We start from the raw sequence: 19165 nt of genomic DNA on the forward strand, positions 1-19165 counted from the left end.
CCCGGGCAATCCACATAAGAAGGCCTTATATCACAGGAAATAGTCTCTTCTATTTTTCTGGAGCCCTATCCAAGCCCGAATGGAGCCAGTTCAAAACTGGTTTAAGATTGAACTGGAAAGGGGTTTTCAAATAAAGCTCGCTTTTCTTCCAATCTTTCCCGCAGGAATTCTTTTAACTTATTTGCTCTCACTATATGCCGTGAGTCAGTGCGACTTAATAACCACAAAGCCCAAGAGGAGGGAGTTTGACGTAGGGGAAGCTGAATCACCGAAGGGTGCCCTATCGCATTGACAAACCAGCAGGGCATTCGAGCCACCCCAAATCCATTTTTTACCGCTAGAAACATGGCATGCAGGTCATCCACTCTTAATCCCGCACTGCACTTGGGAAGATCATCACACCACCTTGGCAACTGCTCTTCCGCCGACCAAAGTACTGCTTTAACTTTGTTGCTGATGACCAGTGAACGATGAGCGTAAACTCCCATTTCCAGCTGGGCAAACTGAATACCAGTAAGAAGGTCAGGTGGCTCAGGCGTAAATCTTAGAGCGACGTCTGCCTCGATATTTGCCAGGTCCTTCAAGCTACTGGAAGCCAAAACCCTCAGGGATATGTCTGGATGATCAGCCTGGAACTGGCACAGATCCTCTAACAGTAACTGGTTGAGTAAATCATGGGGTAACGTAAGAACAAGGGGACCTGCCATGCGGCTATCCGCCCCACTGATTCGCTCTTCCAGCATTAAGTTTTGAACCTCCAATTTCTCGGCTATCGGCAAAATTGCCTCTGCCGCCTCTGTAAGGGCATAGCCCCTCGGCGTGCGATGAAATAAAAGCACACCATGAGACTGCTCCAGAGATTGAATACGCCGGGAAACCGTAGCGTGATTAACATCTAGCACCTTGGCAGCCGCAGACACCGTGCCATTGCGCGCAAGTGCAAGGAAGTAGCGGATGTCATCCCAATTAGTCATTTTGCCTCTTCTCTCGTCCACTCTTTCTTATTTCTGTGCATATTTGCACAAAGGCTGTTAAGAATCGATTATTTATTATCAGGCTTGAGCTGGATAACCTCTGCGCTGTACCAAATACAACACGGCGAGGAGACTCCCATGCCCGACCTGTTTACCCCTTTATCCTTGGGTGATTACACCCTTAAAAACCGAGTAGTCATGGCTCCACTGAGCCGCAGCCGCGCCAACAGTAATGGCGTCCCCCAACCCATATCTGCTCAGTATTATCGGCAGAGAGCGAGTGCGGGGCTGATCATCGCTGAGGCTACAGCAACATCCCCAACTGGACGCGGCTGGATCAACGGGCCCGGTATCTACACTCGAGAACAAATAGCAGGCTGGCAGCAAATCAGTGAAGAAGTCCACAGAGATGAAGGAGTTATCTTTGTACAGCTATGGCATATGGGTGCCGCTGTGCACCCAGATTTTCTTGGCGGGAACAAACCGGTTTCAGCCTCACAGATTACCCTTGAAGGCACACTTCCGACCCCCATTGGGCGCGACCGCCCTTTCAAGCAAGCACGTTCCCTCAGCAAAACAGAAATTCGAAAAATAATTGCTGAATTTGCCCAGGCAGCAAAGAACGCCATTGCTGCAGGGCTCGACGGCATCGAACTACATGCCGCAAACAGCTTCCTGATCGATCAATTCACGCGAGATGGCAGCAATCTGCGTACCGATGAATACGGTGGATCTATCGACAAACGCCTACGGTTTCTTAGCGAAGTTACTGACGCTGTTTGCGATGCTATCGGAAGTGGCAAGGTCGGTATTCGGCTATCTCCGAGCAATGAGATCTGGCAAGTGAAAGACAGCCAGTACCGGGACACCTACGCGCGAGCAGTAGAGCTACTTAATCCTCTCGACCTAGCCTATCTGCACTTACTCGAACCTCGTCCTGACTCAGGTCATGATATTCAAACTATCGATTACCAAACCCCAAATCTACGTCAGATATATAACGGCATTCTAATTTCAAACGGCGGTCACAGTGCCGCCTCAGCCAAGCAAATGATTCTCAATGATGGCTCTGATGCTGTTTCTTTCGGAAAACCCTTTATCGCCAACCCGGATCTGGTTGAGCGATTTCGCCATGGCTGGCCAATCAACACCGGGAACAGATCCACTTACTACACCAATGGCCCTGAAGGCTATATCGACTATCCCACATTCACTGCGGAAGCCTCCTCACCAGTATAAACCGCAAGAAAAAAGAAATTCACATTAGGAGTTTTACTATGTTCCAGAAAAAAAATGCCCTTATAGTTACCGGTGCAAGTCGTGGGCTGGGAGTGGATATCGCTGCAGAGGCTTACCGACAAGGCTTCCCCGTTGCCCTATTGGCCCGCAATTCACAGGACCTTCAGAAAGTTTCCGAGCAATTTGACGATCCCTCAAGAGTGCTAGCTTTGCAAGTTGATATCACTAACCCCAAAGCCACAAAGGAAGCAGTCGCAGCTATTCGCAGCAAATTCGGTGGCATCTCTGCACTGGTAAATAATGCCGGAACCTGGACAGGTGGAGATACAGTAACCAATATCAGCGAGCAGGACTTCGACCGATCGATTACCCTAAATTTTAAAACCGCTTTCCATATCACCCAAGAAGTTCTCTCGGTATGGAAGCTGGATGGACAGCCACCCTTAGCCATTATGAATATTGGCGCTTCAGCCTCGGTAGATAGCTTTGCTCATGTTTTCTCCTTCGCTGCTGCCAAGGGAGCTCTGCGAATGATGTCCCAGTCCCTGGCTGCAGAACTTGGGGCAAAGGGAGTACATGTATCTCACTTATTAATTGAAGGTATCCTTGATAATACTCGAAGTCGTAATTTTCCGGGGAATGAAGACCTGGGAAATGAGTACTTTATCGATCAAGCGGCCTTATCCAGACAAATCCTTCATGTACTTCAGCAGGAGAAAACCTGCTGGACCTTTGAGTGGAATGTAAAGCCAAGCGTGGCAACCTGACACTGAACTCTTCAAGTAAAAAAGAGCCGAGGGAAACTCGGCTCTCCTAATGCAGTACAGTCTTATCGATAATCAGTAACAAGGGGTCATTTACAAATATCCTGCTTCTGCACCACATCGTATTTCTGCAATAGAGCTTTGTAGCGGCCACTGCTGCACAGCTCTGCCAGCCCGCGATTAAAGTCATCTCGCACTTTTTCATCGCGGAAACCGACTCGAAAATCTGTCATCATCGGGAATATCTGGAATAGGTCAACCTGAGCCATGGTATGACCCATTTTATTGCTGTAGTACTTAAATAGCTCCATATCCACCACGGCGACCGCATCTGGCATTTTCCAGAATTGGGCAACCAAGTCACGAGCTGTTGGCGCCTGCATAACATTCTGTTTCTGGGTGCCATTGGGCCCAAACATTTTTTCAAATTCGGGCCCAAGATCCATGGGAGCTCCCTGCCAAGTGATCACTTTCTTACCCGCGAGATCTGCAATACTGCCAATCTTCATTTCTGCACTGGCTTTGGCAATGGCATAGTTGGCAAAGCTGATCATATTGTTCGAGTAAAATAGGCCATCATTCTTCTTGAGTACATTCACCGCTGCCTGAACCATACCCTGCTCAAGTGCTGGGGCCGTCTCCGCAAACCCCATCTGTACGAACTCCAACTTATAGCCAGGGAGAGCTTGCCGAACGATATCTATTTCCAAACCAGTGGTCGCACCATCAATCACATAGGGCGGTGCATCCCCGGCGATCGCCACTTTTAACGGAGTTTCACCGGACTGGGCCAGCACCTGGGTACAGACTCCAAACATCAAGATAAGAAGGGCCAATAGCGAACGCATAAGCTTCTCCACAGTGACAGGAAAATCACCCAGACGCTCTAAGTGTTGGCAGACATCCCCCATTTATCAAGCTTCGCTTCCGGATAACTCTATCCATCCGCAACCTTGAATTCGGCAGTAAACTCCCCATTCTAAAATCAGGCAAATAGTAATTTGTCGCAACTGGGGCATACCGGGTAAAACAGTGATACATGAGATTGCCGATATTCTGATTGAGAATGAAACAAAGCTGCATCAGTTCGAGATACGCAAAGACCCTGAAGTCATTAGCAAGCTACTAAGCCCTGATTTTATAGAGGTAGGGAAATCCGGGCGGACCTTTGATTTCAAGGCAATAGTGCGATCAATGCAACAGGAGGAAAATACGGGCTGGGAAATTCACAGCCAAAACTATGAATGCATTCCTCTCTCTGACACAGTCATTATGCTGTTGTATAAATCTGCACGGCGAGGCCAGCAAGGGGAGTACAAGGGGTTTTGTAAGCGATCATCTATTTGGATTAGAAGTAAAGGGCAGTGGCAAATGAAATTTCACCAGGGGACTCCCTGCCAAGAATTTAAGCTGGAAGACAATATCTCACGCAAACAACCGGCGTTTAAGCTGTGAGTGCTTTTATCGCAATTATCCTGCTGGCCCTGGCGATATGGCTGGTTCCCCACTTCTACCGACAGTGGCGCATTTTTTACCTGCGCTCACAACCCTTAACACGGGAACAGCTACAACTCATTAGGGAAAATCTTCCTCTCTATCACTACCTTAACTCCAATCAACAGCAAGAGTTATGCAGTAATATCGCCCTATTTCTCCACGGCAAAGAGTTTGTCGGTTGCGAGGGGCTTCAGGTCAATGAACGCATGAAGGTGGCCATCGCTGCCCATGCCTGCCTACTCCTATTGGGCCGCAAGAATGAATGCTACCCCAACCTTTACAGCCTGTTGCTCTACCCGGACACCTATGTCGCTCACGAAACCCGTCGGGAAGGCTATATAGAAACAGCCAGGCACAGTGCCCGTGAAGGGGAGGCACATTATCGTGGACCCGTAGTCCTCTCCTGGGGTGACCTGGAGAAAGATTTACAATCGCCTGAACGGGGCCACAATGTCGCCCTGCACGAGTTCGCCCACAAAGTCGATGAAGAGGATGGTTACTTTGATGGCCGCCCTCTATTTGAAAGCAGTGATGAAGGGGCCACCTGGGCTGAGGTTATGAGCCGGGAATTCCACCGCTTGAGACAAAGAGCTGAATTCGGTGAGTTTCCTGGTGATACACCCTCTGTGCTCGATTTATACGGCGCCCAGTCTCCCGCTGAGTTCTTTGCTGTAGCAACAGAAAGTTTCTATACGATCCCAACGGCTATGCACGCCTTACACCCAGAGCTCTATAAGGAGTTAAGTCATTTCTATCGAATTGATCCCGCCGAACTAATACGCGGAAAAAGTACCGTGGCCTGACAAATACACTACCAGCCCGGTTTCTGTCCTCCTGCTATGCTTATTTCGTGCACCAGCGGAGTTGGAATAGTGGCCAATACGCATTGTTTAAGATTCGCTCTTGTGGGACTGGTTGTTCTTTTGGCCATGACTCAACCGGCCACAGCAGATATCGCCACAAACCAACAGGATGCAAAGGCTCTGATAGAGCGCCTTGAAAAACTGTATCTCAAGGGCCCTACTCCTGTCTTTGTTCTACAGCTGGAAAAAAATACTCTACCGGACGCTAAGTTACAGGCTTTTGCAATGGAGCAACGCCTTATTAACTTATCGGACTTGAGAAGTAATGCACTATCTCTGCATCGTTTTGGTGGCTTACCGGGACATAGTACGAGAGCATTTTTTACTCGAATTACGACAGCAGAAATTCAAGCTAATACCCTGTTACCTAACCTAATTCAAGCATTGGGTATCTCACCCGAGCAGATCGCACAATACCAACCACTCGCAGGTGCCCAAGCCTACCCAGCCTACACTACCTGGCTAGCCAACTACGCTACACCCGCCGAAATTGCCGCTGCCCTGTTAATCAACTTTCAGAGTTTTGGCAAAAATGCTGAGCGCGTTGCAAAAGCTCTCAAACAAAATAAACGCTTTACCAATGAACAGCTCAGTTTCTTAATGACTTTTAGCCAACTTCCAGAAGGGTTTAGGGAACAGGCTATCGATATAATTGCAAGAGGACTAGCTTCAGGTGTTCGAGAAAATGATATTGCCATTCGCGTGCGGTTAATCCAAGCCTATGAACGGGAGTTTTGGCGGGCATTTGAAACAAGCAACATTCGCAATTAGTACGATAACTCAAATTCTCTAACTTATCGGCATTACTTAACCGCCAAAGATATACCTAAAATTCTTGATTGACCTAGTAAAAACTACTTTTATTCTCTCAAGCCGAAAGAACTTCCCCTATTACGAAATATATTGTAGACAATGAAAAAAATGGATCTCACAATACTTATATGAAAAGTAAAGGTAGACTTAAAAATGAGTGAATATGCGGAATTCAAGGATGAAAACTTCAGGTTATTAGTCCTAGATAAGTTAATGTACCATTATAAGGTAATACAGCCTGAATTCGATATTTTTCAGTTTGCCGATAGTTACACCAAAAGAAATATAGATATAGAAGAAGAAGGGTACGAGCCTATCCCCGAAGCTCTCGACCACTTCCGGTCCATTCCAATTAAGAAAGAATGGCTAAACGATATAACTGACCTTCATCAGGATGGGGGTGGCCATATCTGGTTACAAATCATTCCCTTCTGGTGTGGAACTACTGACGACTTTGATATCCATTCCACCGAAGACACAAACCTCCTACCAAACCTGAAAAAGCTCATACTTTTCTACAATGAAGAAAATCCAGAAATTTTAGAAGATTTCAAAAGAAAAGGCATAGAGGCCAAATGGGTATAACTCTAAAAAATTACTATCAGGCAAAAAATATTTAAATTCTAACCAATATCGTATATCAGTCCGCCCTTTACTTGAAACTAATGTTCTGAGTTTGAGATACCGCCAAGCAGCGACAAAGTAAACCTCAGATATGAAAATTTTGACTTTCCTCACTTCCAATTGAGTACAGATATTACTTATAGTACACGCAAAATCTGGAACTAATTTAGAAAACACTACTCTATAGCCCCGCAAAAGATCACATCAGCAAGGATTAGTTTGTGAAACGTATTATTTCTTTAGTATCAGCCTCTCTAGTTTGTGTATCATGTGCCACAGTGAAGACAGTTAACCCTAAGAATAATCAGGTAGATATCACTCATAGAGGCCACAAAAGCTATTGCGAAAGTATTCCAAGAGTTTATAGCGGAACCTCTTACTCCTTTTGCTTGCTAAATAGCGAACCCAGTCAGACTGTAAATACTGGATCAACTATCAACCGTGTTCCACTGGTAGCTATAGATGCTGTTTTTTCTGTAGCCGCTGATACCGTTGTTTTGCCGTATACCGTAGTGACTCAGGCGAAGCATGGTAATATCGAAGTAAACTGATATGCTCCACCTGTAGATTAACAATTTTAAAGTAGTTATTAATAAGCCCAACTGAAAAGTCTCTCTTTTAACCACAGAAAAATATTTTTATTGGGAACAGGCCGCGATCACTGATTTTGTCTTACTTTCAAATCCATGATCCGGCCTCTAGCTGCCCCTAGGCTAAAAGCAAAACTAAACAAATTAAATAATATTGATTATTGGATGGGCAAAATTTCTTGGACTTGCCAGAACCAAAATGCCTGCACTATCGTCCCTCCACCTACATATCACACAATTAAAAAGCAATTGGTTGCTTGAAGAATATATGTACAATATGAAAGGCAGACAGCTCCCACCTGCCCCTAAACAATAATAAACAAAGACCGAGAGACATCATTTATAGCTCTCTTTAACCGCCTCTACATTCCAACCTCAGGGTAACAAGAACCCTTAGAGAGAAAACGCTATAAAACCCACTAACTTTGGAGATAACAAATTGCGATATCCAGCAATAGACATCACTAGAGGTATATTAGTAATTATTATGGCCCTCGATCATACTCGAGATTATTGGACTTCGACCCAGTTTGACCCATTGGATCTATCCCAATCGTCCATCGCTTTGTTTTTAACTCGTTGGATCACGCATATATGTGCCCCTGGATTTATATTTCTTACAGGATTGAGTGCCTACTTTCACGGTAAAAAACTTAACTCCAAGCCGGAGTTGGCAAAATTCTTAATACTTCGAGGGTTAGTACTAGTTATCCTCGAACTAACTTTGGTAAACCTCTCTTGGCAGTTTGCTTATAATTACGCTTTTGTACAGGTAATCTGGGCCCTGGGCGTATCCATGATCATACTGGCGGGCTTAATCTATTTGCCAATGATATGGACCACTATCGTTTGCCTGGCCGTAATATCCTTACATGGATACCTGAATGATGACTTCATGCGCCAGCTATTAGGTGGCTATGAATGGCTTTGGATTCTTGCGCATGTACGCACTAGTTTTAGACTTTTCGAGTTCAACACCGGGATTTTTGCTGCTTACAATATTATTCCCCTCTTTGCTCTTATGTACCTTGGTTATGTATTTGGGCCTCTTTACGAGATGGCAAACAAGCAACGAGTGCGTCTACTAATAACAACAGCAACTGCGCTATCGATTATATTTATTGCGGTTAGACTAATAGGCTTTGGCGACCCCAATGATTGGAATTCACAACAGGGGCTTCTGGGCTTTATCAACACCGCCAAATACCCAATGTCGTTCAGCTATATCCTTATGACAATGAGTATAGTTTTCTTGATCATGGCTATCGTAGAAAATCGGCAAAACCGAATACTGGATGTATTGCTCCTCTTTGGGCAGGCCTCATTATTCTTCTATTTACTCCATGTTCCAGTGATCAATCTGTCCGCACATCTATGGAGCTACTTAGAGTTTGGAGTAGCAACCAATTTCTTCAACGGCTCCAAAGTATGGCCTGAGGGCTACACACCTAACTTACTGAGAACCTATGCTTACTGGATTGCTCTGATTGCGATACTTTACTATCCCTGCAAGAAATATCTTCAAAAGAAAAAAGAAAGTGGATCGGTGATATACTCCTACGTATAACTCTCGGCACAACTTTATTTCGTATATTGAAAATTCTGTTCTGGGGTGAGCAAAGCCCCAGAGTTGCCTCCCAATCAGGACGATATAGATGTTGCAAAAAATAGACCATTGGATTGATCAAACACTGATAGACTTCAAAGAAGAGAGACAATCTTGCGCAAGGTTCACAGAGAAGTTTTCAGGGTATTATACGGAAGAATTTCTTAGCAAAAGCTACTTTGTAGTGGTTGATAATATTCCAAAACCGAGGTTTCCCGAGCTCTACCAGGCTGGTCTGGGTGACTTTGTCGACATGGAAGTAGCCGGTATCACTTACAAAGATACCTACTTTGTCAAAACACCTTTTGCTGCGGACATTTCCCTCCATTTCCATGAGTTAGTCCATGTCCACCAATGGTCTCTCTTGGGAGCAGAGTCATTTATCAAACGTTATATCAGTGAAATTCAGACCTACGGCTACAACGGTGCACCTCTGGAAAAAATGGCCTACAGCCTGCAAGATAGATTTATGGACAATTGCACTCCAACAGATGTTTTAAGTTACGTTCAGAATCATTTGTAAGCACTCAATGATCATTGGACTTCATCTATAAAAAGGTTACCTTCTGGATAAGTGAAAGTGACCTTTGTGCTACCAGCCAAAATTGATCTTATTGACAGGCTAAACATTTCTACTAAAGTCTGATCATCAAGACACAAACTATAATTTATTGAGTTTTATAGTTTGCAAGCTCCACACCATGCTACAAGCAACCCGACTCTTCCTGATCTTTGCTGCCCTATCCACCTTAAATCTGGCATCAGCAACAACATGTAAGCCCATATTCAATCATCAAGATGACAAAGTGGCCAAGAACAATCGCTGCACTAAAATCAGCTTTCAATCAAACAATACGGAAGGATCTGCTGTTATTATTATGGATGGCGATATCAAAGGCTCCTGCGCTTATACATCTGCGGTTCAGTGCGGGAATACCGAGATTAGAATGAAAGATATTTCTGCAATTGACTTTAAGGTTGACGTGCCCCCAGGTAAGTGCGGTGCTAAAGAGTGGATTGCCGTTTATATGTTTCCCTGGTGTGGACAACCCGGTGGATGTTGGGCCGGGGGGCAGCGGGAAGTCGATTTTGTAGAAACAACGGGCTCCAATGGTCCGGGAGGTTTCGCTTCCAATTGGGGAGGGCTTCCCAAACAGGCGGCGTGGACAAGCCAAACAGGTCCCCTACAGGTGAAGAGTGGTGCCCAACAGCATATAACTTTTACATCCAGGAAAATCATATCGGGTGAAGCTAGTGGAACCTATCGATGGGATATAAGAGTGTGTGAAGCATCTGCGTCTAAGTGCGATGATTCAAATCAGCTTTGGCATGCCTACCGGGAAAAGGGGCCTGCAATTTTTGATGAATCCATGATGATCGTGATCGACAACTGGGGCGTCAACAATCCACCCCAGCCAGGTTGCACGTTAAAAATAACGGATATGCTAATCACCAAATATTAACGATGCTTCTTACAACGATAGGGGGTTAGTGGCGAAAACCCTAATAATCTTTTTTCCACTGTAACTCTACACTACCGGAACCGCTGTCACCGTCATCGGCACTTTTAAACTCCAGGTTGAGGTTATCCCTAAGTTCTATTTGCATCTCCGCCTGCCATGGACTGAGAGGATCGGTACTTCTCTGTAATTCCACATAAATTCGATTGGTAATATATTTGCCCAAGCTCAATGCGTACTCATCACCTTCGTCTCCCTCCTCCTGCTCAATATTGAGTGTATCCAGGTGCAACAGCTCGCGTGTCTTGGCGATAGGGTCCAATACCGCTCGACCCGACTGCAAACTGCGTACGACACTAACCAAACGAACAGCTTGTAAAGGTGAAATATCTGATAATGACTTCCCAAAAAGCAACTGCGCCAAAATTTCATCCTGAGAGGCCGAGGGGTCAGAGGTAAATGTAATATCCAAGTCCGCAGCAGTGCCTGATATCTGCGCGGTTATTTCTCCATCGCTATATTCATAGACACCTTCAACCAGGATAGCGACCTCATTATTCTCGAAGCGAATTTCGCCATCTTCCAGATCAAATTTCTTACCGAATAAATCAAAGCTGCCGCGAACAATTGTTAATTCGCCGGAGGCTTTTGGCTTATCTGCGGTGCCTCGAATATCCACCACGCCGCGCAATTGAGAATTTAAGCCAAGTCCGCGCACATAGGATTGTTGGTCCAAAACAATCTCTACATCCAATCCAATTTTGCTAAACAGGGGAGAAGATCGCTGCACCTGTGGGCCATCGACCTGAACTTCCACCACCTGGATTTCCGGAACACTGCTGCCAATCCATTGCTCAATCTGTACGGCCAGCGGCTTCAAAGTGAATCGCCCGGTAATTTCTGCATCCTGGGTTGAGCCCGACAAACGGGCATCACCGGATATTGCACCGCGTACTCCAGGTGAGTTCAGCAAGTGGGCCCGACTGAGGCTTAATACGATATCAAAACTGGGCGAGCTATCCGGAGGTAAAAAGACCGCCCCTCCCAGGTTTATCCGCCCACCATCACCATCGGTAGCGCTTCCTCGTACAATCCGCCACTCCTCAGGAGACAGCTGCGCGTAGAAGTTAATATCCGCAATGCGAGTATGGCTCGGTCGGTGCTCATAACGACCATTACTCAATTCGATATCACCGGTTAATAGAGGACGCTGCCAATTTCCGGTACCGTCAACATTGAAACTGAGCAAGCCGCGCATACGGTGGACACGGGGATCAATATATTCCGCAATCACTGACAAATCGGCCGTACCGCGCCCCTGCAATTGGAAGGGCACATTTCGCAGGCCACCAGTTTGATTATTCTCAGCAAATAATTGTTCGAAGATCGGCGCAATCAAGACACTTACTTGGCTATTTACTGCGTTGCTACCGCCGTGTTGGGCAATCAGGGATGCATCCAGCTCTCCATTCTCTGTCTGCCAATCCAACACTATCGAAAGCGGTTGAACCTGAATTCCGCGCTGCCCTAGCCCCAGGGCTTCTCCTGTAGCGCGCAACTCCCCTTGGAATTCAGGCTGTTTGGGACTTCCACCAATACTGGCATAAAGGCTGACATCACCATTACCCGCCCTACCGCTGGAAAAACTATTCGCCAAATCCGATAGATCACCCTGGCCGCGCAACTCTAAATCCAGTCGCTCTGCATTCAAGCTACCCAGTATCGATAATTGGTTGCGACCCGCCCAGAGCAGCTCGATACCATCAGTTACCAGACTCCTGTCTGCATAGTCCAAAGTACCCTGTAAATGCCAGGGCTCCAGATGAAACTCTCCCTGGGCGATCAGGTTGGTTTTAATCTGCGGGTTTGAAATAGCCCCATCAACCCTGCCATCCAAGCTCAACTCCCCTTCAAGGGAGTTAGGGAGAGAGAGACCGACGAGATCTACCAGGAACAGCGGTAGATTGCGCGCGCCCATATCAATTTGTAATCGGTCTTGCCTAGGTTCGATAGAGCCATCGGCCTGCAACAATGCCACCCCCACCCGACCCAACTGCTGGGCATCTTCAGCGAGGGCTGTCAGGCGGCTTTGGCTCTGTAGGGGCTCCGGCTCCCCTTTATCAAAACCTGAGGCAATCACGGGGGACTGAGGGCCTCTGCTTGAGGATGAACCAAACTGGTTGCCATTGCCGTTGGTAAATAACTCCAATCGCAGGTCACTGACCTCTATCAGGTCCATATCGCCACTGGCTTCCCCTTTTAAGTTAAAGGGGTAATCCTGCGCGACGCCATTGGAATCCAGTAAAATACTTACCTGGGGATTACTCCACTCTCCCCGGACTGTTACTTCGGAAGTCCCCCCTAGACTTACCCCCCCTGCCTCGGTAACTCCAAGGTCATCGCGCAAGCTGATATTTTTGCCGTCGATCTGCCCGTGTAAATCCAGCTGCTTCTGTTCAATATCAAGCTGACCGATTACTTCCAGATTTAGCTTCTCACCAGTAAACACCAATTCATCAATGGTCAGCGCGTGCAGGTTTCCACTTATCGCCGCCGACAACTCACCCTGTAAGTCGTGGTAAGCACTCACTGCACTCAGAGACAAATTGAGGTTTGGGTTTTTCCATGAGCCGATTGCCTCCACACGCAACTGGTGCAAGGTGCCGGATAAAGCAGTGGGAATAACTACCCTATCAGCCTGGGGTAGCGAAGCTGCAAGCAGGCGAATTTCTTCAACACCCAACTCATCAATCTCTCCCACCAAATCCAGTGCTTTCAAATTCGTATCTACAGTACCGAGCACTTCGATCCGTGCACCGGCAAAGTGCAAAGACAAGGCTTGCAAGTCAATCACACCTGCCTGGGTATCGACCCGGCCTTCCAATTGCAGGGGCTGCTGCCGATAGCTGCTTTCCACTTGTAAGCTGCCATTAATATTCGGCTGTTGCAGGGAGCCCTGCACCGAAAAATCTGCGCTGAGCCAACCACTGTCCAGGATATCCTGCCAAGGGCGGGAAAGTGTTAGCGGGATTTGATTGAGGTTAACTGTCCCATTGACACCGTCCGCGCTAATGTTGCCTTTAATCGTACTGCGCCGCTCATCCACTCGCAGCCAAATCCCCGTTGAAGATAAGCGCCAGGGATTGATATCGGCTTCGATTCTTCCTGTCAGATCCAGTTGATGTTCTGCTAGAGGAGCTGCGATCGAATTAATATCCAGCAGCAGTTTTTCACCCTGCTTACGTAGGGATAATTCACCGCGAGCATCCAATACCTGATTTTCCGGCAGATGCAGCTGTCGACTGACAAACCCCTGGCCCACCTCACTGGTAGAGAAATCGATTACAAAGCGCTCGCCCTGCATCCGGCCATTTACAGTGAGATTAAACTCGGAACCATTCAGCTCACTCACTTCGATAAATAGCTGCGCCGGTTTACCCTGCCAGCGGTATTGGGCGTTAGCCTGAATAGCAACAGGGGGAATCCCCTTCAACCGGCTGTCCACCAATTGCAGGCGAGCTATATCCAGCTGCGCCAAGCGAAACCCGGGAACTAGCAACTCCCAAGTAGTCGATGGCTGCTCCTCACTGACAACTTCAACCTCCTCTTCGCCGGAATCTGCCAGCGCAGAGAGAAGTTCATTGAGGATATTCAGGTTGAGCAGTAAATCTTTGGCCCCCACTCGCTCGATATCGATGGGATTTCGGGACAAGCTGTTGAGATTAACTTCCAGGTCCTGGGCTTCGGCAAGCGTATTAGCTCGATAGTCAATTCTCAGTCGCTCGAAAAACCAAAATCCTAATTTTTCACTGCGAATTCCCTCTGCCTCAATTTCGAGGTCGTCCACCAGTTGCTCGGCAGCGTAAAAAGCCCCACGAGTAAGGCCGACGCGCCCCGGTTCCGTGCTGAGGAAATAGATAGCGGACATCAGGAGGAACAGACAAATGCCTGTTACCAGGGAACCCCCAGCACCCAGAGAGCGCCAGAGCCCACGCAGGAAAGCACCCACCCAGTGGGCAACGCCCAGCGCAAACAGGCCCAACCAGCGCATCAGAATGCCTGCCCCAAGCTCACATACACCTGATAGCGATCATCGATGCCCTCACGGCGATCGAGAGGAAAGGCGATGTCCATGCGGATAGGGGCAAAGGAGGTGATATAGCGCACGCCAAAACCCGTTCCCCAAAACAGGTCGGAAAACTTGGGCGCTGCGTCCTCATAGGCATTGCCGCCATCGAGAAAAATCACACCTCCCCAGGTATCCGTAAAACGAAAACGGCCCTCAAAAGAAATCTCGCTAAGTCCCCGACCACCGATAGCATCGGAGAGGGTTTCCTCACCCTCATCATTAATCTCAATAAGTCGCGGACCCAACTCCTGGTAACCATAACCCCGCACGGAGCCACCGCCACCGGCATAAAAGCGCTCATCCGCAGGCAGCTCAAGATTCGACTCTCCTGTAATTGCCCCGGCTTTCAACCTTATTGCCAAGGTGGGCTTATAACGCCAGTCATCGGCTGTTTTATACGCAGTGAGCTGTAGGGTATTTTTAATAAAGGTGGTGTTGGTATTTCTAAGATCGATATAGGGTTTTACTTCCAACGCAGAAGTGGCGCCACGGCGGGCATCCAGGGGTTTGTCTGTCGTGTTTAATTTAAAGCCCAAGGGGAAAGCTAACAGCGTGTAGTTTTCATCGGGATCATCTGCTTCAACTGCCCCTTCCACCTTCTCGTCCACTTCACTGAATTTCAGCTCAGCGCCACCACTCAGCGTGCGATGCTTACTGATTTTTCTCGATACCAGTGCACTGAATGTCAGGGACTCTGAACGGTAGGAATCAACATCCTCTCCTTCCAAAGCAATACTGGCGGTCAAGCGTTGCTTGTCATGGAAGAAACGGGGAATAGTTAGCTTGCCTTCCAGGGTTTGCTTTACCTCGTTCAGCTTACTTTCGACTTCAATTTTTTCCCCACGATGGAAAACATTGCGATGTTCCCAGGCTGCTGAAATACCGGCTCCCTCATCAGAGGTGTACCCCACCCCCAAGGTTATGGTGCGGTGATTGCGCTCCTGAATAACAAAAGTAACATCCACCAACCCATCGTAGGGTTCAGAAACTTCAGTATTTACATTGGCAATTAAGTTGGTGCGCAGCAGGCGCAACTGCGCAGCATCCAGTTTACTGCGGCTGAAGCAATCCCCGGATTTAATCTTGACCTTATCCAACAGGTAGTCCTCTTCGATAGAGGTGACTCCTTCAATGCGGACTTGGCCAACATGGACTTCGGGGCTGGGGGCCACCCGATATTCCAGTCTCGCAGCAGCTTCCCGGTGAATCACCGTTGCCTGGTAGCTGACATCCACATTCAACAGACAGGCATTTTCATTGAGGTACTTGGTAATTTTTTCTACGCCCTCAAGTACCTTGCTGGCAATCAGGGGATCTCCAACATGGATAGGCAAACCGCTAAAGCCTGCCCGCAAACCGGCCGGCATAATAATATCCAGGCTCTTGATATGGTACTGGGGGCCGGGAGTGACACTATAGAAAATTTGGTTGCCAGAAACAGACTCATACACAGTGGCATCATAATATCCCTGCGCACGCAGTAATTTTTCCAGGTTACCCCGCTCATAGTGCGCAATATCCGCCGGATCATCGTAGTTTTCCAGCGCACTACTGTTCTTGCGCAACTCGTTGAGTTCGGAGGTCAATTTTTCCTGCAGCTGGGGATCGCCCTGCACCAGCAGGGTAAAACCCGGCAAGCGATCAAAAAATGGGATGGCTGCTGCCAGCTGCATTGGCAGCGCTAGAAGGGCAACAAGTAGGGAGACAAAGAGAATTCGCAAGATCTTTATCCAATGTCAGTAGCGGCTACTCCGCAAAAAATCCGGGTATCCGTTCCCTCCGTAGGCTGGAATATCCAGCTGATGACAACAGCTGGGATAATTAAATCGACTTATTGAGCAGCCAATAAGCCGATTCGGCGTTTGGGACTTCTATGGCTGTGTGCCTTGGCTGGGCATTAAGGGATTACAATCCTGGATAATCACCCGCCCTTCCAGAATATTTCCTTTGGAATACTCCGTGAAAATACACTGGTTAGTCTTGGGGTTATAATTCTCGATCCACAAATTATCTTCTTTCCAGGTGGCGCCGATATGGCGGTACCCATCGGGCACAGAGATACGCATGACCCCGCCAAAACGCTTCACGAAAACCTGCTCATAGTGAAAGTAGTAGGCAAGCCAGCCGCCAACAAAGAAAACCGCAGCCACGATTGCGCCGATCTTAAGGCTGCCCAGGCGACTGCCGATAAAAAGAGAAGCAATAACCAGGGCAATCACCGCTGCCCAGTACAAATAAGTAACCATGACTGTTTTTCTACCGTAAATTATTGGTGTTTATAAAGTGAAGGGTAGCGCAGAACCGCAGCAAACTAAATGGCGCCGGGTTACGCTCCCTTACTCCTAAGGAGCCTCTGAATAACTCCGTAATGCCTCTGCGGGCCTTGAAGGTTGCAGATGTTAGGCGCAGCTCGCCGCGAATAGCCGTAGCCCTTTGCAAGAGCTGCAACGCAGCAGCTGTGGCCTTCAAGGCCCGCCCTTCGGGGCATGCAGAGGTATCACGGAGTTGTTCAGAGGCTCCCTAACTTACTCCTCTGCCAACTCCGGCAGCTTTTCAAATAGCGATAAGGCTTCAGGGTTGGCCAGGGCCTCCTTATTTTTAACCGGTTTACCCTCCACCACATTGCGCACAGCCAGTTCCACAATCTTACCGCTGATAGTTTTAGGAATATCCGCCACCTGGATCACCTTGGCCGGCACATGGCGAGGCGTGGTATTGGCGCGAATCGTGGAGCGGATTTTCTGGGTCAGATCCTCGTCCAGTACAACACCCTCTCGCAAAACCACAAACAGCACTACCCGTACATCGTCGTGCCAGGGCTGGCCGATACAGATACTATCGAGCACCTCCTCGACTTTCTCCACCTGGCGGTAAATCTCTGCGGTTCCGATACGCACACCGCCGGGATTAAGTACTGCATCGGAGCGGCCATAGATCACAACACCACCGTGTGCCGTAATCTCGGCATAGTCCCCATGCGCCCACACACCAGGCCAATTTTCAAAGTAAGCACCGCGGTACTTGGCTCCATCTTGATCGTTCCAGAAGCCAATCGGCATACAGGGGAAGGACTTAGCACATACTAACTCACCCTTCTCTGCAACTACGGATTTACCCTGGTCATCCCAGACTTCCACATCCATAGCAAGGCCTCGACACTGCAACTCACCGGCATAGACCGGTAGGGTTGGGTTGCCAAGGGCAAAGCAAGACACAATATCGGTGCCGCCGGAAATAGAGGATAAGCAGAGATCTGCTTTTATATCTCTGTAGACATAGCGGAAGCCTTCGTGGGCCAGCGGAGAGCCTGTGGAGAGCACCGCACGCAAGTTCACCAGTTTGTGGGTCTCCCGGGGTTTGCAGCCACTCTTCTCCAGCGCAGCAATATATTTGGCACTGGTGCCAAACACACTGATTCCCTCTTCATCGGTCATATCCCATAGACTTTGGGATGAAGGGTAGAAAGGTGAGCCATCAAACAGCACTAGAGTCGCCCCACAAGCCAGGCCACTCACCAGCCAGTTCCACATCATCCAGCCACAGGTGGTGAAGTAGAAAAGTGTATCCTCACGGCGCAGATCGCCATGCAAGCGATGCTCCTTCAGGTGCTGGAGCAAAGTGCCCCCCACTCCGTGGACGATGCACTTGGGTACACCAGTAGTACCTGAGGAGTACATGATGTACAGGGGGTGATTAAATTCTGTTTGTACAAAGGAGAGTTCGCGAGCGGGCGCCGCAGCTTCAAAAGCTTGCAGTAGTACCGCCTTACCCAGCGGCTCTGCCGCTAGTACCTGAGCAGTTTCCTCTTCTGAGCGCGCAACCGGTACCACTACCAAAGTTTCTATGGATTCGATTCGCTGCATGATCTCGCGCAGACGCGGCAATGAATCAATAACCTTACCGTTATAGAAGTATCCTTCACAGGCAAATAGCACTTTCGGCTGCACCTGGCCAAAGCGGTCAAATACTCCATTGATACCAAAGTCTGGTGAGCAGGAGGTCCAGATAGCACCGAGGCTCGTGGTGGCCAACATGGCTACTACGGTATCGATCACATTGGGCATAAAGCCCGCTACCCGATCTCCCTCAACAACGCCTTGGGCAACGAGGGCCGCTGACAGGCGCTCCACCCGATCGTACAGCTCCTTGTAGCTCAGCTCGCGGCGGCTACCGTTCTCCAGGCGCTCGACCAGGGCAGCCTTGTCATCGCGATATCGCAGCAGGTTCTCAGCAAAGTTCAGGCGTGCCTGTGGAAACCACTGCGCACCGGGCATGGAATCGTTACCGAGTGTCTCATCACCCTTATCTGCAGCAATAACTCCGGTGTAATCCCACAACTCCCGCCAGAAAGCTTCGCGATTATCTACTGACCACTGGTATAAAGCCGCATAATCATTGAGATCCAGCTGGTATTGCTGGTTGACCCTGCGACGAAATTCATCCATCTGAGTGGCGGCAATAGCCTCTGCGCTGGGTTGCCAGAGCGGTTGGGAGTTGTCCTTCATTTCAACAGACCTTGTGGCTCATTATTGTGTTTTCAAATCGCCCTCTCGGGCACAAGGGGAGCAATCATGCCCTGCCCCACCACTTAAAACTATTTTAATCT

Annotated in this window: 16 protein-coding genes; 10 read left to right on the forward strand and 6 right to left on the reverse strand. The window is 48.3% G+C overall.

Annotated features, from left to right (window positions below):
- Positions 1-101: 101 nt before the first annotated feature.
- On the reverse strand, positions 102-974 hold the full coding sequence (locus ACJJI1_RS01665) for a LysR family transcriptional regulator (RefSeq protein ID WP_282933721.1): 873 nt from the start codon (positions 972-974) through the stop codon (positions 102-104).
- Positions 975-1112: 138 nt separating this feature from the next.
- On the opposite strand from ACJJI1_RS01665, the gene ACJJI1_RS01670 reads away from it, so the two are divergent.
- On the forward strand, positions 1113-2213 hold the full coding sequence (locus ACJJI1_RS01670) for an alkene reductase (RefSeq protein ID WP_444917846.1): 1101 nt from the start codon (positions 1113-1115) through the stop codon (positions 2211-2213).
- 38 nt (positions 2214-2251) lie between these two features.
- Positions 2252-2980 carry an SDR family oxidoreductase gene (locus tag ACJJI1_RS01675; RefSeq protein ID WP_444958359.1) on the forward strand — a complete coding sequence of 243 codons (729 nt, stop codon included), beginning with the start codon at positions 2252-2254 and terminating at the stop codon, positions 2978-2980.
- A gap of 86 nt (positions 2981-3066) precedes the next feature.
- Here the strand turns inward: ACJJI1_RS01675 and ACJJI1_RS01680 are convergent, their stop codons facing one another.
- Positions 3067-3825 carry a substrate-binding periplasmic protein gene (locus tag ACJJI1_RS01680; protein ID WP_444958360.1) on the reverse strand — a complete coding sequence of 253 codons (759 nt, stop codon included), beginning with the start codon at positions 3823-3825 and terminating at the stop codon, positions 3067-3069.
- Between the two features lie 184 nt (positions 3826-4009).
- Between ACJJI1_RS01680 and ACJJI1_RS01685 the strand changes: the two genes are divergently transcribed.
- From ACJJI1_RS01685 to ACJJI1_RS01720, 8 genes are all read left to right on the forward strand, one after another.
- Positions 4010-4432, forward strand: a complete 423-nt coding sequence (locus ACJJI1_RS01685; protein WP_444958361.1) for a nuclear transport factor 2 family protein — start codon at positions 4010-4012, stop codon at positions 4430-4432.
- The gene (locus tag ACJJI1_RS01690; protein WP_413662861.1) at positions 4429-5277 is read left to right on the forward strand and encodes a M90 family metallopeptidase; all 849 of its coding nucleotides are present in this window, start codon (positions 4429-4431) and stop codon (positions 5275-5277) included. The genes ACJJI1_RS01685 and ACJJI1_RS01690 overlap by 4 nt, the downstream gene beginning before the upstream one ends.
- A gap of 102 nt (positions 5278-5379) precedes the next feature.
- Complete coding sequence (locus ACJJI1_RS01695) at positions 5380-6108, forward strand: thiaminase II/PqqC family protein (RefSeq protein WP_413662862.1); 729 nt, start codon at positions 5380-5382, stop codon at positions 6106-6108.
- Between the two features lie 195 nt (positions 6109-6303).
- Entirely contained in the window at positions 6304-6735 is a 432-nt protein-coding gene (locus tag ACJJI1_RS01700) for a DUF6892 domain-containing protein (RefSeq protein ID WP_444958362.1), read from the forward strand.
- Positions 6736-6995: 260 nt separating this feature from the next.
- On the forward strand, positions 6996-7325 hold the full coding sequence (locus ACJJI1_RS01705) for a YceK/YidQ family lipoprotein (RefSeq protein WP_413662864.1): 330 nt from the start codon (positions 6996-6998) through the stop codon (positions 7323-7325).
- 526 nt (positions 7326-7851) lie between these two features.
- Positions 7852-8931, forward strand: coding sequence for an acetyltransferase domain-containing protein (locus ACJJI1_RS01710; RefSeq protein WP_444958363.1), 1080 nt, complete (start codon positions 7852-7854; stop codon positions 8929-8931).
- Positions 8932-9019: 88 nt separating this feature from the next.
- Positions 9020-9493: a hypothetical protein gene (locus ACJJI1_RS01715; protein WP_444958364.1), complete on the forward strand. Its 474-nt coding sequence runs from the start codon at positions 9020-9022 to the stop codon at positions 9491-9493.
- Positions 9494-9671: 178 nt separating this feature from the next.
- Positions 9672-10433 (forward strand): hypothetical protein, encoded by a 762-nt coding sequence (locus ACJJI1_RS01720; RefSeq protein ID WP_444958365.1) that lies wholly within the window; start codon positions 9672-9674, stop codon positions 10431-10433.
- Positions 10434-10473: 40 nt separating this feature from the next.
- On the opposite strand, the gene ACJJI1_RS01725 is transcribed toward ACJJI1_RS01720, so the two are convergent.
- The 4 genes from ACJJI1_RS01725 to ACJJI1_RS01740 all read right to left on the reverse strand — a co-directional run bounded on the left by ACJJI1_RS01725 (position 10474) and on the right by ACJJI1_RS01740 (position 19064).
- Complete coding sequence (locus ACJJI1_RS01725; RefSeq protein WP_444958366.1) at positions 10474-14481, reverse strand: translocation/assembly module TamB domain-containing protein; 4008 nt, start codon at positions 14479-14481, stop codon at positions 10474-10476.
- Positions 14481-16280 carry an autotransporter assembly complex protein TamA gene (locus tag ACJJI1_RS01730; RefSeq protein ID WP_444958367.1) on the reverse strand — a complete coding sequence of 600 codons (1800 nt, stop codon included), beginning with the start codon at positions 16278-16280 and terminating at the stop codon, positions 14481-14483. The genes ACJJI1_RS01725 and ACJJI1_RS01730 overlap by 1 nt, the downstream gene beginning before the upstream one ends.
- A 150-nt stretch (positions 16281-16430) precedes the next feature.
- On the reverse strand, positions 16431-16805 hold the full coding sequence (locus ACJJI1_RS01735) for a hypothetical protein (RefSeq protein ID WP_108734070.1): 375 nt from the start codon (positions 16803-16805) through the stop codon (positions 16431-16433).
- A gap of 279 nt (positions 16806-17084) precedes the next feature.
- A complete protein-coding gene (locus ACJJI1_RS01740) occupies positions 17085-19064 on the reverse strand; it encodes an acetoacetate--CoA ligase (RefSeq protein ID WP_444958368.1) in 1980 nt (659 codons plus the stop codon).
- Between the last annotated feature and the right edge of the window lie 101 nt (positions 19065-19165).

The sequence above is a fragment of the Microbulbifer maximicatervae (SeqCode) genome (assembly GCF_052467065.1).

What these genes read in the sequence shown, in the direction of transcription:
- ACJJI1_RS01665 (WP_282933721.1), bottom strand. Translation starts at nt 974, where the DNA reads ATGACTAATTGGGATGACATCCGCTACTTCCTTGCACTTGCGCGCAAT.
- ACJJI1_RS01670 (WP_444917846.1), top strand. Translation starts at nt 1,113, where the DNA reads ATGCCCGACCTGTTTACCCCTTTATCCTTGGGTGATTACACCCTTAAA.
- ACJJI1_RS01675 (WP_444958359.1), top strand. Translation starts at nt 2,252, where the DNA reads ATGTTCCAGAAAAAAAATGCCCTTATAGTTACCGGTGCAAGTCGTGGG.
- ACJJI1_RS01680 (WP_444958360.1), bottom strand. Translation starts at nt 3,825, where the DNA reads ATGCGTTCGCTATTGGCCCTTCTTATCTTGATGTTTGGAGTCTGTACC.
- ACJJI1_RS01700 (WP_444958362.1), top strand. Translation starts at nt 6,304, where the DNA reads ATGAGTGAATATGCGGAATTCAAGGATGAAAACTTCAGGTTATTAGTC.
- ACJJI1_RS01710 (WP_444958363.1), top strand. Translation starts at nt 7,852, where the DNA reads ATGGCCCTCGATCATACTCGAGATTATTGGACTTCGACCCAGTTTGAC.
- ACJJI1_RS01715 (WP_444958364.1), top strand. Translation starts at nt 9,020, where the DNA reads ATGTTGCAAAAAATAGACCATTGGATTGATCAAACACTGATAGACTTC.
- ACJJI1_RS01720 (WP_444958365.1), top strand. Translation starts at nt 9,672, where the DNA reads ATGCTACAAGCAACCCGACTCTTCCTGATCTTTGCTGCCCTATCCACC.
- ACJJI1_RS01725 (WP_444958366.1), bottom strand. Translation starts at nt 14,481, where the DNA reads ATGCGCTGGTTGGGCCTGTTTGCGCTGGGCGTTGCCCACTGGGTGGGT.
- ACJJI1_RS01735 (WP_108734070.1), bottom strand. Translation starts at nt 16,805, where the DNA reads ATGGTTACTTATTTGTACTGGGCAGCGGTGATTGCCCTGGTTATTGCT.
- ACJJI1_RS01740 (WP_444958368.1), bottom strand. Translation starts at nt 19,064, where the DNA reads ATGAAGGACAACTCCCAACCGCTCTGGCAACCCAGCGCAGAGGCTATT.